15 protein-coding genes and 1 riboswitch are annotated in these 14,287 nt (G+C 69.2%); of the genes, 9 read left to right on the forward strand and 6 right to left on the reverse strand.

Annotated features, from left to right (window positions below; translation table 11 throughout):
• Positions 1-3: 3 nt before the first annotated feature.
• Together ABD188_RS02660 and ABD188_RS02665 are read left to right on the forward strand one after the other, a co-directional pair.
• Positions 4-795 carry a hypothetical protein gene (locus ABD188_RS02660; protein WP_344058259.1) on the forward strand — a complete coding sequence of 264 codons (792 nt, stop codon included), beginning with the start codon at positions 4-6 and terminating at the stop codon, positions 793-795.
• A 37-nt stretch (positions 796-832) separates the two neighbouring features.
• Positions 833-1,471 carry a LysE family translocator gene (locus ABD188_RS02665; protein ID WP_344058261.1) on the forward strand — a complete coding sequence of 213 codons (639 nt, stop codon included), beginning with the start codon at positions 833-835 and terminating at the stop codon, positions 1,469-1,471.
• Between the two features lie 22 nt (positions 1,472-1,493).
• Here ABD188_RS02665 and ABD188_RS02670 read toward each other — a convergent pair whose 3' ends face one another.
• The 3 genes from ABD188_RS02670 to ABD188_RS02680 form a co-directional block, all read right to left on the reverse strand.
• On the reverse strand, positions 1,494-2,333 hold the full coding sequence (locus tag ABD188_RS02670; protein ID WP_344058263.1) for an SDR family oxidoreductase: 840 nt from the start codon (positions 2,331-2,333) through the stop codon (positions 1,494-1,496).
• Between the two features lie 107 nt (positions 2,334-2,440).
• Positions 2,441-3,220, reverse strand: a complete 780-nt coding sequence (locus ABD188_RS02675) for an enoyl-CoA hydratase/isomerase family protein (RefSeq protein WP_344058265.1) — start codon at positions 3,218-3,220, stop codon at positions 2,441-2,443.
• Between the two features lie 8 nt (positions 3,221-3,228).
• A complete protein-coding gene (locus tag ABD188_RS02680; protein WP_344058267.1) occupies positions 3,229-3,990 on the reverse strand; it encodes an SDR family NAD(P)-dependent oxidoreductase in 762 nt (253 codons plus the stop codon).
• Between the two features lie 184 nt (positions 3,991-4,174).
• Between ABD188_RS02680 and ABD188_RS02685 the strand changes: the two genes are divergently transcribed.
• The 7 genes from ABD188_RS02685 (at position 4,175) to ABD188_RS02715 (ending at position 11,261) form a co-directional block, all read left to right on the forward strand.
• Positions 4,175-4,528, forward strand: coding sequence for a DUF488 domain-containing protein (locus ABD188_RS02685; protein ID WP_344058269.1), 354 nt, complete (start codon positions 4,175-4,177; stop codon positions 4,526-4,528).
• A gap of 1 nt (position 4,529) precedes the next feature.
• A complete protein-coding gene (locus ABD188_RS02690; RefSeq protein WP_344058271.1) occupies positions 4,530-5,255 on the forward strand; it encodes a phosphotransferase in 726 nt (241 codons plus the stop codon).
• Positions 5,252-5,764 carry an SRPBCC domain-containing protein gene (locus tag ABD188_RS02695; protein WP_344058273.1) on the forward strand — a complete coding sequence of 171 codons (513 nt, stop codon included), beginning with the start codon at positions 5,252-5,254 and terminating at the stop codon, positions 5,762-5,764. Before ABD188_RS02690 ends, ABD188_RS02695 begins: the two co-directional genes overlap by 4 nt.
• A 203-nt stretch (positions 5,765-5,967) precedes the next feature.
• Positions 5,968-8,160 (forward strand): hybrid sensor histidine kinase/response regulator, encoded by a 2,193-nt coding sequence (locus tag ABD188_RS02700; protein ID WP_344058275.1) that lies wholly within the window; start codon positions 5,968-5,970, stop codon positions 8,158-8,160.
• Complete coding sequence (locus ABD188_RS02705) at positions 8,160-8,549, forward strand: response regulator (protein ID WP_344058277.1); 390 nt, start codon at positions 8,160-8,162, stop codon at positions 8,547-8,549. The genes ABD188_RS02700 and ABD188_RS02705 overlap by 1 nt, the downstream gene beginning before the upstream one ends.
• A gap of 19 nt (positions 8,550-8,568) precedes the next feature.
• Positions 8,569-9,666, forward strand: a complete 1,098-nt coding sequence (locus ABD188_RS02710; protein WP_344058279.1) for an adenylate/guanylate cyclase domain-containing protein — start codon at positions 8,569-8,571, stop codon at positions 9,664-9,666.
• Positions 9,667-9,671: 5 nt separating this feature from the next.
• Entirely contained in the window at positions 9,672-11,261 is a 1,590-nt protein-coding gene (locus tag ABD188_RS02715) for a peptide ligase PGM1-related protein (RefSeq protein ID WP_344058281.1), read from the forward strand.
• 7 nt (positions 11,262-11,268) lie between these two features.
• Here the strand turns inward: ABD188_RS02715 and ABD188_RS02720 are convergent, their stop codons facing one another.
• From ABD188_RS02720 to ABD188_RS02730, 3 genes are all read right to left on the reverse strand, one after another.
• On the reverse strand, positions 11,269-12,060 hold the full coding sequence (locus ABD188_RS02720) for an energy-coupling factor transporter transmembrane component T family protein (protein ID WP_344058283.1): 792 nt from the start codon (positions 12,058-12,060) through the stop codon (positions 11,269-11,271).
• Positions 12,057-13,523 carry an ABC transporter ATP-binding protein gene (locus ABD188_RS02725; protein ID WP_344058285.1) on the reverse strand — a complete coding sequence of 489 codons (1,467 nt, stop codon included), beginning with the start codon at positions 13,521-13,523 and terminating at the stop codon, positions 12,057-12,059. Before ABD188_RS02725 ends, ABD188_RS02720 begins: the two co-directional genes overlap by 4 nt.
• A 4-nt stretch (positions 13,524-13,527) precedes the next feature.
• Positions 13,528-14,157, reverse strand: a complete 630-nt coding sequence (locus ABD188_RS02730; RefSeq protein WP_344058287.1) for an ECF transporter S component — start codon at positions 14,155-14,157, stop codon at positions 13,528-13,530.
• Positions 14,150-14,259, reverse strand: a riboswitch (TPP riboswitch). It overlaps the preceding gene by 8 nt.
• Between the last annotated feature and the right edge of the window lie 28 nt (positions 14,260-14,287).

The raw sequence follows: 14,287 nt of genomic DNA on the forward strand, positions 1-14,287 counted from the left end.
TCGATGGATGCCGCGGACCGCGCCGAGCTGGACGCCCTCCGCCGCCGGGCGTACGGTCGGGGCGCCGACATCCATGACCAGCCTGCCGCGGTCGCACGACTCATCGAGCTCGAGGATCTCGCGCGCGCCGAGACGGTGACGAACCCGCATTGGCCCGCAAGAGCCGATGACATCGGGACCCGGACCCGGCCGGCGAGCCGCTCGTCGCCGGCCACGGCGGTATCCGATATCGTCCCGCCCGCACGTCCTCCGCGACGACGTTGGGGACTCATCGCCTCGGCGATCGCCGTGGGAGCGGTCGCTGTCGCGGTGGCGCTGACGCAGCTCCCGAGTCCGCAGTCGCCCGCGGCTGCACCGACCCCGCCTATGGACGACCGCTTCATGTACCACGGCGACCCCGGCTCCGAGACGTTGATGACGATCAGCCTCGACGGGGCGTTCGGTCCCTCCGTCGACGTGCCGGTCGAAGGCGGACAGCCGACTTTTCCCGCGACCACCACTCTCGATTGGGCACTTCCGCTCGGCGAGTACTTCGGGTGGCAGCTGTGGGTCGCGGGTGGGACCGGGGACGAGACCGACGAGCACTGCATCCTCATCCAGCGCGGCACGGTGGTCCGGGCCCAGTGCCTCCCCCCTGCCGAGCAGGTCGCCGGCAAGCTCAGCGTGTCGCTCGAGGAGACCGACATCGTTCCCGAAGAACTCCCGCGGCCGATGGATGACGACGAGAGCATCAGGTTCTGGTGGCTCGACAGCGGAAAGGTCGATGTCGTGCTGGGATCGTTCGAAGGGTACTGACGCGGCGGCACCGGCATCCGCCCACTATCGTTTCGTTGTGGTCCCGACCGAGAACCTGCTCGCCTTCACACTGGCAGCACTGGTCCTGATCGTCGTTCCGGGGCCGAGTGTGCTGTTCACGATCGGTCGCGCTCTGGCACTGGGCCGCCTGGGCGGGCTGCTCAGCGTGCTGGGCAACGCGCTCGGGCAGATCCCGCTCATCCTCGCCGTGGCGTTCGGGGTGGGTGCCATCGTGGCCGAGTCGATCGTGCTGTTCACGATCGTCAAGGTCGCGGGAGCCCTCTACCTCATGTATCTCGGGGTGCAGGCGATCCGCCACCGCCGCCAATCGGCGCGCATCGCCACGTCGGACGCACCATCTCGCTCGATCTGGCGGCAGCTCGGCGAGGGATTCGTCGTGGGCGTCACGAACCCCAAGTCCATAGCGTTCTTCGTCGCCGTGCTTCCGCAGTTCGTGGACCTGAGCGCCGGATCTGTTCCGCTGCAGATGATCGAGCTCGGGATGGTCTTCTTCGTGCTGGCGCTCATCTCGGACGGCGCATGGGCCCTCGTTGCCGCCGGTGCGCGCAACTGGTTCGGCAAGTCGCCCGCGCGCATCGAGAGGCTCACGGCCACCGGCGGCGGACTCATGATCGGGCTCGGCGGCATCCTGCTGTTCACCGGCAACAAGCACTGACGCGGGCGGCGTCAGGCGCAGGTCAGCTCAGGAAGATGTCGGGGAACAGCTCCTCGTCGGGGGTGCCCGCCACGGCGGCGTATGCCGAGAAGTCGGTGATGCCGGCTTCCCGCAGCACGTCCTCGACGATCAGCGTCTGCCCGGTGTACTCGCGAGCGGGCTTGATGAGCACCTCGTGGGCGGCATCGGCGTAGATCTCGGGCGTGCGGCTGACCTTCATCATCGCGTCGCCGCCGAGCGCGAACTGCACCGCCGCGGTCGCGATCGTCGTCGCCGGCCACAGCGTGTTGGCGGCGATCCCGGCCTTGGCGAACTCCGCCGCGAGCCCCAGTGTCACCATCGTCATGCCGTACTTGGCGAGCGTGTAGCCGGTGTGCGCGCCGAGCCACTTCGGTGACAGGTTGAGCGGCGGCGAGAGCGACAGGATGTGCGGGTTCGCGGCATCCTTCAGGATCGGGACGGCGGCGCGGCTCAGCATGAACGTGCCCCGCACATTGACGGCCTGCATGAGGTCGTACTTCTTCGCCTGCAGGTCGAGCGAGTGCGACAGGTCGATGACGCTGGCGTTGTTGACCACGATGTCGATGCCGCCGAACTCGCCCTCGGTCTTGAGGACCGCGCCCGTGACGTCGTCGTCGTTGCGCACGTCGCCGACGATCGGCAGGGCGTTGCCGCCGGCCGCGCGGATCTGCTCGGCCGCCGAGTGCACGGTGCCCTCGAGCTTGGGATGCGGGGTGTCGGTCTTGGCGAGAAGGGCGATGTTGGCGCCGTCCCGCGCCGCGCGCAGCGCGATCGCGAGTCCGATGCCGCGGCTGCCGCCCGACATCAGGATCGTCTTGCCTGCGAGTGTCTGTTCAGTCATGGATTCTCCTTGCCATCTTGCCGAGTGCACATGATCTCGGCGAGGTCACATCTCAGCGGCGCCCACAGTGTGTGCGCTCACCGAGAGCATGTGATCTCGGAGATCCCTCATGGGCGGGTCTTGCGGGATGCCGCGGCGAACGCCGCGACGCGCAGCTTCGACTCGTCGGTGTCGAAGCGCGACCCGATCGAGGCCGCCTCGTCCGCGAGGTTGTCTTCGAACGATCGGTGCGCGCCGACACGGACGAGGCGCTTGGCCTGCCCGAAGGCGCCGGTCGCGTTGTCGAGCCAGAACCGAGCGACCTCCTCTGCGCGGCCCGCGACCTCATCGCGGGGCAGCACCTCGGCGACGAGTCCCCAGTCGAGCGCCTCGGCGGCCGACAGGGTGCGATCCTGCAGCAGCAGCTGCAGCGCGCGGCGCTGGCCGATCGCAGCGGGAAGGAGCGTCGAGACGCCGAGGTCGGGGGTGAGGCCGATATTGGCGTACTTGCTCACGAACTTGGCGCTGTCGGCGGCGACGATGTAGTCGGCCGTCAGCATGAGCCCAAGTCCGCCGCCCGCCACGGCACCCTGCACGGCGGCGACGATCGGCTTGTCCGAAAGGGCGAATGTGCGGATGCCGTCGTGGATGACGTGCGCGGCGGCGGTGACGGCCTCTCCCCCTGCGCCGGACGTCGCCATCGCGACGACATCGCCGCCGGCGCAGAACGCCGGGCCTGCGGCATCCAGAACCACAGCCCCGACCGTGGAGTCGCTCGTGATCTCGTGCGCGACATCGCGCCAACGGGCGCCCATGTCGAAGTCCATCGCGTTCAGGTACGCGGGGCGGTTGAAGGTCACACGGGCGAGACCGCCCTCGACGTGGACCAGGATCGAATCAGTGCTCATGGGAGTCCTTACTTCGGTGCCATGCGAATTGCGCCATCCAGGCGGATCGTCTCGCCGTTCAGATAGCCGTTGTCGACGATCGCCATGACGAGACGCGCGTATTCGTCGGGCCGCCCGAGCCTCTGCGGGTAGGGCACCTGCTGGCCGAGCGAGTCCTGCGCCGCCTGCGGCAGGCCCATGAGCATCGGCGTCTCCATGATGCCCGGGGCGATGGTGAGCACCCGAATGCCGTAGCGCGCCAGCTCCCGGGCGATCGGCAGGGTCATGGCGTGGACGCCGCCCTTGCTCGCAGAGTAGGCGGGCTGGCCGATCTGGCCGTCGAACGCGGCGACGCTCGCGGTGTTGACGATGACGCCGCGGTCACCATCGGCGGTCACGTCGGTGCGGGCCATGACGGCGGATGCCTGGGCGATGACGTTGTACGTGCCGATCAGGTTGACGCGGATGATCCTCTCGAATCCGGCGAGCGGCGACGGGCTGCCGTCGCGGCCGAGCACCTTCGCCGGCGGGGCGATGCCGGCGCAGTTCACGACCACGCGGAGGGGCCCCACAGCGGCGGCCGTCTCGACGGCGGCAGCCACCTGGTCGGGGTCGGTCACATCCGCCGGCGCGAAGGTGCCGCCGAGCTCGGTGGCGATTTCGGCGCCCGCCGAGACCGGGAGGTCGATGATGGTGACCGCTGCGCCCGCTTCGGTGAGGCGGCGCGCCGTGGCGAGGCCGAGACCGCTCGCGCCGCCGGTGACGAGCGCTGAGGCTCCCGTGAGGTCCATGGTTCTCCTTCGAACGACCGCCGGCGCGTATTGATCGTGTCGTGAGCGCACGGTATTGCATTCCACCCTACGTGGTACTGAGTGTCATCCTCGTCGCGCGCGAACCCGGCTCGCGGGTGGTGTCACAACTCAGGCTAGACGCTCTGGATCGCGCGCGAGCGTCCCGTCGGTGTTGGATGAGTCCATGGAGCTGCGCGTCAAGCGGGTCTACGAGGACCCCGCCCCCGACGACGGGTGGCGGGTGCTCGTCGACAGGCTGTGGCCGCGCGGCGTGAGCAAGGAGCGCGCGGCGATCGACGCCTGGGCGAAGGATGTCGCACCCTCCGCCGCGCTGCGCAAGGAGTGGCACGGGGCCGACGCACGCGCGTGGGACGCGTTCGCCGACCGGTACCGCGCCGAACTCGCTGGGCCTTCGGCAGAGGCGGTCGCGGCGCTGCGAGGGGAGCTGTCGCGGCATCCCGTCGTCACCCTCGTGTTCGCGGCGCACGATCCGGTCCGCAACCACGTCGTGGTGCTGCGCGAGGCGCTGGAGGACTGACGTGTCCATCCCGGTCGGCTCGGTCGCGGTGCCCGAGCGGGTGCGCGCGCTGGCGCATCGCGCGGCGCTGGAGCCGGTCTGGCTCAACGAGGGCGGCGGGGTGACCTTCCGCACCGGCGACGGCCGGTACATCAAGTACGGCCCCCTCACCCTCGAGTCGTCGTTCGCGGGCGAGGCGCTGCGCCTCGAGTGGGCGGGCGCTCACATCCGGGTTCCGCATGTGCTCGAGGTCGGCGCCGATTCCTCCCACGAATGGCTCGTCACGCGGGCGCTCGGGGGTGAGAGCGCGGTGGCACCCCGCTGGCTCGCCGAGCCCGCGACCGCCGTGCGCGCCGTGGGCGAGGGATTGCGCGCCCTGCACGACGCGCTGCCGGTGGCGGACTGCCCGTTCGAGTGGACGGTGGCCTCGCGCATCGCCAACGCGGCGCGCCGCGGCATCCGTGTGCCGGATTCGCTGCGCGAGCCGCCGCCCATCGACGAGCTGGTCGTCTGCCATGCGGATGCGTGCTGCCCCAACACGCTCATCGGCGACGACGGATACTGGAGCGCGCACGTCGACCTCGGTGCGCTCGGAGTCGGCGACCGCTGGGCCGACATCGCGGTCGCATCGATGAGCACGGAGTGGAACTATGGACCGGGGTGGGAGGACGCGCTGATCGCGGCGTACGGCCTCGAGCCGGACCGGCCGCGCCTCACCTACTACCGGGAGCTCTGGAACGCGACATGACCGATCGAACCGACATCACCGGTACCGTCACCGACATCGGCGGTGCACCGAACCTCGTCCTCACCCGCACGTTCGCGGCCCCCGCCGCCGACGTCTGGCGAGAGCTGACGGAATCCAGCCGACTCGAGCGTTGGATCGGCCGCTGGGAGGGCAACCCGAAGAGCGGGCACATCGCGTTCTTCATGACGGCGGAGGACGAGGATGCCGCGCCTGAGGAGTACACGATCCTCGAGTGCGATCCGCCCCGCCGCTTCGCCGGCGACACGTCGGCCGCAACCGGCTCCTGGCACCTGTGGTTCGAGCTGGTGCCGAAGGGCGAAGTCACCATGCTCATCTTCGGGCAGCGCCTGAACCCGGAAGACGAGGTCGGCTCGATCGGACCCGGCTGGGAGTATTACCTCGACCGGCTCTTGGCGGCGCAGCGCGGGCTGAACCCGGCCACGGTGACGTGGGGCGACTACTACCCCGCGATGGAACCGGCGTACGAGCGGCTGGTCGCCGGAGGCTGATGCGACCGGCCGGTCTGGTTCCGGCGCATCGACCGCTATTGCCAAGCCAAAATGCCGCGAGGAGAATGACGCCGGGACTCCAATGGCGGAGTCCAGGTCTCTGAAGGGGGGCCAGCATCAGCGGGCGCGGTCACCGGGTCAGCGAGGAGGAATTCCAGAGCCTCCAGCGTGACTACGGCGATGCCACCGAGCAGTTCGCTGCGATGAACGAGGTTCTCATCGCGCTCGGCCGGTCCTCATCCGAGCCTGATGCGGTTCTCGACAGCATCGTCGAGAGCGTCCGACGACTCTGCCGGTGCGAGGCCGCCGCCGTCCTCCTCGTCGAAGGAGACCACCTCGTCCTGTCGTCCGCAGTCGGCTTCTCAACCGATTACGTGACCTACGTGGGCGAACATCCGTTCCAGCTCGACCGCGCGTCGCTGGTGGGACGCGTCACACAGGACGGACACACCCAGCAGATCCGTGACGTCCTCACCGATCCTGAGTACGGGCGGCAGGATGTCCGCAGGTTCGTGAAGTTCCGCACCGTGATGGCCGCACCGATGCTGTTGGACGGCGAGGTCGTCGGCGTGCTGTCCCTGGTTCGGACAGCGGTGGACCCGTTCGACGATCGCACCGTCTCGCTGGCGGGAGGTTTCGCGGCACAGGCCGCGGTCGTGGTCCGCAACGTGCATCTCGTGCGAGCCCTCGAAGAGCGCGGGGTGGAGCTGGCTCGAAAAGTGGACCAGCTGGAGGCCCTGAGCGAGGTCGGCGGCGTCGTCAGTTCGAGCCTGGTCCTGGACGAGGTGCTTGCGCACATCATCATGAACGCGGTGCGGTTCTCCGGGTGCGACGGCGGATCCATCATGGAGTACGTCGAAGAGGAGCGCTGCTTCTCGGTGCGCAGCGCGTACGCCACGAGCGCGGACCTGCTCGCACGCCTTCGGCGCATCAAGGTCGAGCTCGAGACCACGCTGGTCGGACGATCGGCGTTGGAGGGTCATCCGATCGCGGTGTCGGACCTCGATGCCGTCGACCTCGATCCGCATCTCCAGCTGCTCCGCGAACACGGCTGGCGCTCGGTGCTCGCGGTGCCGGTGCTGCGCGGCGAGCGCATCATCGGAGCGCTCGTGGTCAGGCGCCGGACGCCCGGGGAATTCTCGCAGCAGACCGTCGACTTCCTCGAGACCTTCGCGAGCCAGTCGGCACTGGCCGTGTGGAACGCCCAGCTGTTCCGCGAACTCGAGACCAAGTCCGCGGAGCTGCAGGTGGCGAGCCAGCACAAGTCCGAGTTCCTCGCGAGCATGTCGCACGAACTGCGCACCCCGCTCAACGCGGTGATCGGATTCTCGGAGGTGCTTCTGGAGCGGATGTTCGGGGAGCTCAACGAGCGCCAGGACGAGTACCTGCGCGACATCCTGGGCTCAGGCAGGCACCTGCTGCGGCTGCTCAACGACATCCTGGACCTGTCCAAGGTCGAGGCCGGGGGGATGGAGTTGGAGCGCTCGACCTTCCCCGTGAAGGGCGCCCTCGAATATGCCGTCTCGATGGTGCGTGAACGCGCGGCATCGCACGGCATCGAGGTCACCCTGGAGACCGACCCGGAGGTGGTGAACGTCGAATCCGACGAGCTGCGATTCAAGCAGGTGCTGCTGAACCTCCTCAGCAACGCGGTGAAGTTCACTCCCGACGGTGGGCGCGTGGCGGTCATCGCTCGACGACGAGACGGCGACCTCGCCGTCACCGTGACAGACAACGGGACCGGCATCCGGCTCGAAGATCGAGAGCGGATCTTCGAGTCGTTCCAGCAGGGTCGCCGGGGCGCTCAGAGCGAGGAGGGGACAGGTCTGGGCCTCACCCTGTGCCGCCGGATCGTGGCGCTCCTCGGCGGCACCATGTGGCTCGAGACAGAAGTCGGGGTGGGCAGCACTTTCGGATTCACGGTTCCGCTCAGTGCTGCGGCCGCCGAGCCCTCGTCGGCGGCGGGCGGCGGCGCAGACCTGCCGGTCGTCGTCGTGATCGACGACGACCATGCATCGATCGACCTGATCGCCGCGTATCTCGACGGACTCGGCGTTCGACTGGTGCCGGCACGCGACGGGCAGGACGGGCTCGAGGTGATCCGTGCGCTGCCGCCTGCGGCGGTGGTGCTCGACATCCGCCTCCCGGGCATGGACGGCTGGGAGGTGCTCACCCGGCTGCGTGCGGATGAGGCCACTCGTGCCGTGCCTGTCGTCATCGCCTCGATCCTCGACGAGAAGCCGCGCGGGCTCGCGCTCGGCGCCGCCGAGTACCTGATCAAACCCGTCGGTCGCGAGGCTCTCGTGGCCGCGCTGCGGCGGGTGGGCGCGTTGCCGGAGGGACCCATGCGGGGCTGGGACGGTCGGGACCCCGTCTCGGCTCAGGGGATCGCCTGATGGCCGGCCACTGCATCCTCGTCGTCGAGGACAACCCGCTCAACCTCAAACTCGTGCGCGACGTGCTCATCGCCTCGGGATTCGAGGTGGTCGCCGCCGGCTCCGGCGAGGAGGCGGTGACCCTCGCAGAAAGCCGGTCGCCAGACCTGGTGATGATGGACCTCCAGCTGCCGGGAATCGACGGGTACGAGGCATTGCGGCTGCTCCGCCAGAATCCGCAGCTCGGAGATGTGCCGGTGATCGCCGTGACCGCGTTCGCCATGCGGGAGGACCGGGAGCGCACAGCCCGCGAGGGCTTCGACGGCTACATCGCGAAGCCGATCAGCGTGCCTGCCCTCACGTCGCAGATCGGCGAGTTCCTCAGCAGGGGGCGGGCCCGTGTCGAGTGACGACATCACCATTCTCGCCGTGGACGATCTGCCACAGAACCTCCGTCTGCTGGATGCCATTCTCAGTCCCCGGGGATACCGACTCATCATGGCCTCGTCCGGGGAGGAGGCGCTCGCTGTTCTGCCCGGCTCGGGAGCCGACCTCGTCCTGCTCGACATCCTGATGCCGGGGATCGACGGGTACGAGGTCTGTCGTCGGATCCGCAGCACCCCGAGCTTCGAGTTCCTGCCGGTGGTGATGATCACGGCGAGCGGCGATCAGGAGAAGGTCCGCGCCATCGAAGCGGGTGCGGATGACTTCGTGAGCAAGCCGCTGAACCAGGGCGAGCTGCTGGCGCGCGTCGCCTCGCTCGCGCGGATCAAGCGATACCAGGACACCATCCAGCGCCAGTCCGCCGAACTCGCGGCGTGGAACCTCGAGCTGGAGGACCGGGTCCGCGCGCAGATCGATGAGCTCCAACGGGTGAACCGGTTGCGGCGGTTCCTCTCGCCGCAGTTGGTGGATGTGGTGATGGACTCCGGCGACGACGGCTTTCTCGTCAGTCACCGGCGCGAGATCGTCGTCGTCTTCTGCGACCTCCGCGGCTTCACCCCCTTCGCCGAGTCGAGTGAGCCCGAAGAGGTGATGGGGGTGCTCTCGGAGTTCCATACCGCGATGGGCGAACTCATCGACCGCTTCGACGGCACACTCGAGCGATTCACGGGCGACGGGCTGATGGTGTTCTTCAACGATCCGATCCCGTGCGAGAATCCCGCCGAGCGGGCCGTGACGATGGCGGTGGCGATGCGCGACCGCGTCGCCGAACTCGCCGCCGCCTGGGCGAGGCGAGGCCACGACCTCGGCTTCGGGATCGGCATCGCGCAGGGATTCGCCACCCTCGGCCGCATCGGCTTCGAGGGCCGGTCCGACTATGCCGCCATCGGCAACGTGACCAATCTCGCTGCGCGACTGTGCGTGGCCGCGGGGCCGTGGCAGATCCTCGTCACACAGCGTGTGCTCTCGGCGACCGAAGAGCTCATCGTCACCGAGTCGGTCGGCGACTTGGACCTGCGCGGCTTCAGCCGGCCGATCCGCGCTTTCGACGTCGCCGGCATGACGAGCCGAACGGGAGGGTGAAAGACATGACCACCTTGGATACCAGACCGGCGCCCGACGCGGTGGAAACGCTTTCGGACCTCGACGAGGAGGCCCGGAACGCCCGATTCCAGCTGTTGCAGGACCGGATGAGCTCGGTGTGGGACTCGATGAAGCTGGATCTCGATGACGAGTCCGTCGTGGTCGTCCCGTCGGTCACCCTCAGTCTCACGACGGCGGCGACCGGCAGCATGATGCAGGCGATGGAGGAGCGCTTCCTGTTCCTGCTGCTCCTGCTGCGCCAGCCGCGGCTGCGGATGATCTACGTCACCTCGATGCCGATCGATGCACGGATCATCGAGTACTACCTCGCGCTGCTGCCGGGTGTGATTCCGAGCCATGCGCTCGCCAGGCTGCACACCGTCTCGGTGGGTGACGCCTCGGCGCGACCGTTGAGCGTGAAGCTGATGGAGCGACCCCGGCTGCTGTCGAAGATCGCCGGCATGATCCCCAACCGGGCGCGGAGCCACCTCATCCTGTACAACACCACCGAGCTCGAACGCGACATCGCGCTCACCCTCGGCATTCCCATGTACGGCGCCGACCCTCGCCTCGCCGAACTGGGCAGCAAGACCGGCTGCCGCCGCCTCTTCGGCGACGTCGGGGTGCGATACCCGCTCGGGGTCGAGGACCTCCACAGTATCGACGACGTGGTCGATGCGGTCGGCGAGATCCTCGCAGCGCGTCCAACGGTGCGCCAGGTCATCGTCAAGCTCAACGAGGGCGTCTCCGGGTCCGGGAACGCTCTCGTCGACCTCGAGGGCATCACCTCACTGCCTGCTTCCGAACGGCGCGCGGAGACGCTGGAGCGCGTGAAGCGGATACAGTTGGAGTCGCCGTATGTGCCGTTCGAGACGTATGTCGCCAACCTCTCGACGGGTGGCGGAATCGTGGAGGAACGCATCGTCGGCGAGGAGCTCCTCAGCCCGAGCGTGCAGATGCGGATTCACCCGGGAGGCAGCGTCGAGCTCCTGTCGACCCACGACCAACTCCTCGGCGGCGCGAGCGGGCAGAGCTACCTGGGCTGCATCTTCCCCGCCGATCCGGCGTACTCGCGTCTCATCAGCGAGCCGGCAATGGCCATCGGCGAGCGACTGGCCGAAGAGGGAGTGATCGGACGCTTCGCGGTCGACTTCGTCGTGGTGCGAACCGCCGACGGCACCTGGTCCGAGTATGCGATCGAGTTGAATCTGCGCAAGGGAGGTACGACCCATCCGTTCCTCACCCTCCAGTTCCTGACCGATGGCAGATACGACGCCGAGACGGGGCGATTCCTCACCCCCGACGGCGCCGTGAAGCACTTGGCGGCCACCGATCACCTCGAGTCCGATGCCCTGCGGGCGATCTCGGTGGGAGACCTCTTCGATGTGGTGGCCCGGCACGGTCTGCACTTCGATCAGTCGAGGCAGACCGGCATCGTCTTCCACATGATCAGCTCCATCACCGAGCACGGCCGCGTCGGGATGACCGCCGTCGGCGACACGCCCGAACAGGCGATGCAGCTGTACGCCCGTGCCCGCGAGGCGCTGCTGGAGGAAGCCCACGTCGCAGCACGGGAGAGCGCGCTCCCCGACTGACAGCGGGTCAGCCACCCGGCCCGAGGATGAGGTTCCAGGTGCCGGCGGCCACCGCCGCAGCGGTCGCCATCGACGCGATCGCGAGCCCGACTGCCATGAGCCCCCACTCGGCGGCTCCGAACCGCGACTCGCGCGCCCAGGTTCTCACGCCGGGTGCACCGAAGCCGCGCGCCTCCATCGCGGTCGCGAGCTTCGACCCGCGGCGGATCGACAGCACCAGGAGCGCGAACGCCATTCCGAGGAATCGCCGCAGCCGCCCCCGGTCGGCGACGCCTCGCGCACGGCGAGCGAGCTCGAGGGCCCGCCAGTCGTCGAGGAACAGCCCGACCATGCGGAGCCCTGCCAGCGCCCCGATCACGAAGCGTGCGGGCAGCTTCAGCACCTGGCCGAGCCCGTCCGCGAGATCGGTCGGATCGACCGTCGCGAACAGCACGACCGACGGCAGCGCGATCGCGAGCACCCGCAGAGTCGTGGCCAGCGCAAGGATGAGCGAGCCCTGACTCACCTCGACGAACAGCCAATCGACATAGACCTCGCCACTCGTGCGGCCGTAGAGCGCGATCGTCAGGCCGGTGAGCGGGGCGAGCGCCCACACGATCCAGGTCCGCGCCCAGAACTCGCGCCAGCCGAGACCCGCGAGCGGCATGAGCAGCAGCTCGAGCGCGAGGGCGACCGCCGCCGACACGACGTCGAGCGTCAGCACGAGCGGGATCGTGATGAGCGCGGATGCTCCGAGCTTCGCGACCGGGTTGACCCGCGACATCCGCCCGGTGCGCGCGTGGGCGTCGAGGAGGGTCATGCTCGCCCGCCCAGGTCGAGGCGCTCGGCGTGGAGCGCGTCGATGACGTCCTCGTCGTGGGTGATCGCGACGATCGCGGAGCCGTCGTCGCGCAGCCGCGCGAGCAGCGCGACGAGCTCCGCCCATGTGCGCGCATCCTGCCCGAACGTCGGCTCGTCCAGCACGAGGACGCGGGGGGCGGTCGCCAGTGCCGCCGCGACCGTCAGCCGCCGCTTCTCGCCGCCCGAGAGGGTGAACGGATTCGCGCGGGCGAGCGGTGCCAGCCGCAACCGCTCGAGCAGCTCGTCCACGCGCGCCGCGGTCTCGCCCTCGCCGATTCCGAGTGCGCGGGGGCCCACCTCGAGCTCGTCGCGCACGGTCTTCGCGAGCAGCTGGTGCTCAGGGTCCTGGAACACCGTGCCGATCCGGGTCAGCAGCTGCCGCGACGCCCAGCGGATCGGGTGTGGACCGGCGCTTCCTGCCAGCTCGGGCGAGGCGAGCAGAGTGCCGGATGCCGGGGCCAGCAGTCCGGCGACGGTCAGTCCGAGCGTCGACTTTCCGGCGCCGTTGGGTCCGGTGATCGCGAGCGCGCCACCCGCTCGCACCGCGACGTCGATCCCGCTCGCCACGGGATGGCCCGCCACGCGCTGCACGGAGAGCCGCTCGGCCGACAGCAGCGGGGCACCGGGTGTCTGCGCGGGTGCGGGCGGACGAGCGGGCGGGATGCCGGGCACCCACACGCCGCGCGCGGCGAGCTCTCGACCCTCGCGTGCCAGCACCGCCTCGGGCGGTCCGTCGGCGATCACGCCGCCGCCGTCGATGTCGCCGAGCACGATCACGCGTGACACGACCGGCAGCCACACCGAGACGCGGTGCTCGACGATGACGAGGGTTGCGGGATGCGCGTCGAGCATCCGCGTCACGGCGTCTCGCACCTCGGTGACACCCGCCGGATCGAGGTTCGCGGTCGGCTCGTCGAGCAGCACGAGTCCCGGTCGCATCGCGAGCAGCCCGGCGAGCGCCAGGCGCTGCTTCTGTCCGCCGGACAGAGCCTTCGTCGCGCGGTCCAGGGGCACGTCGAGCCCGACGGCATCCAGAGACCGCGAAACGCGCGGCCAGATCTCGTCGCGGGGAACGCCGAAGTTCTCGCAGCCGAACGCGACGTCGTCTCCGACCCGCGCGAGGATCACTTGGGCATCCGGATCCTGCAGGACGAGCCCCGCGCGACCGCGGGCCTGCGCCGCCGGTGTGCCGTCGATGAGCAGCGACCCGGTCTGCTCGCCGTCGTCCTCGCCCCCGAGCACACCGGCGAGACCGTGCAGCAGCGTGGACTTGCCCGCACCCGATGCGCCCAGCAGCAGCACGCGCTCGCCGGGCTCGATGTGGAACGAGGCATCCCGGATGGCCCACGCGTGACGTGACGCATGACGCCAGCCCCACCCCTGCGCGTCGATCGCCGCAGGGCGTGGCGTCACGCCAGCCACGGCGTCAGACGCGGGCGCGTACTTCGCGCCCCGAGGCGAACCGGTCGAGCGCCCCGGTCGCGGCGAGCCCGCGCGCGAGCAGCCATGAGAGTCCGCCCGCGATGACCGCACCCGAGATCGATGTGCTGATGAGGTACACGATGATGAACGGGATGTCGGAGCCGGGCCACCAGAGCAGGAGGTTGTTGACCCCACCGGCGAGTGCCGCCCCGACGCCGGCGAGCATCGCGACCGGCAGCGACCAGCGGCGGTAGAAGAAGAGCAGGAAGACCACCTCGGCACCGAGTCCCTGGACGAGCCCCGCCTCGAGGGTGAGGAATCCACCCCACGTGTTCCCGACCAGCGCCGAGACGATTGCGGCGAGCAACTCGGTGTAGATCGCGGCTCCGGGCTTGCGGATGATCAGGGCTCCGAGCACCCCCGCGAACAGCCACGGCCCGTCGAGCAGACCCTGCAAGCCGGGCAGCAAGGGCGTGAGGAACGCGTTCGGCCCGATGTAGGCGATGTTCCAGAGCACGAAGATCAGGCCGGACGCGACGCCGATGACGCTGGCGACGACGATGTCGACGATCCGCCAACGATGGATCCGCGAAGTGGATGAGGTATCTGCGGATGCAGACGTGGAAACGCCCATGATGGCTCCTCCCTGCGCTGGCATGACCCAGATCAGGTTCGACGGTCGAAGCGTGGATCGCTTCCTCTCAGCCCGGCTCACCGGACTCCCGTGGTTGTTTCGATGAGTATAGCCGGTGGCGCCGTTGTAC

Origin of the sequence: Microbacterium pumilum, from assembly GCF_039530225.1 — a bacterium.
GTDB classification, from domain to species: domain Bacteria; phylum Actinomycetota; class Actinomycetes; order Actinomycetales; family Microbacteriaceae; genus Microbacterium; species Microbacterium pumilum.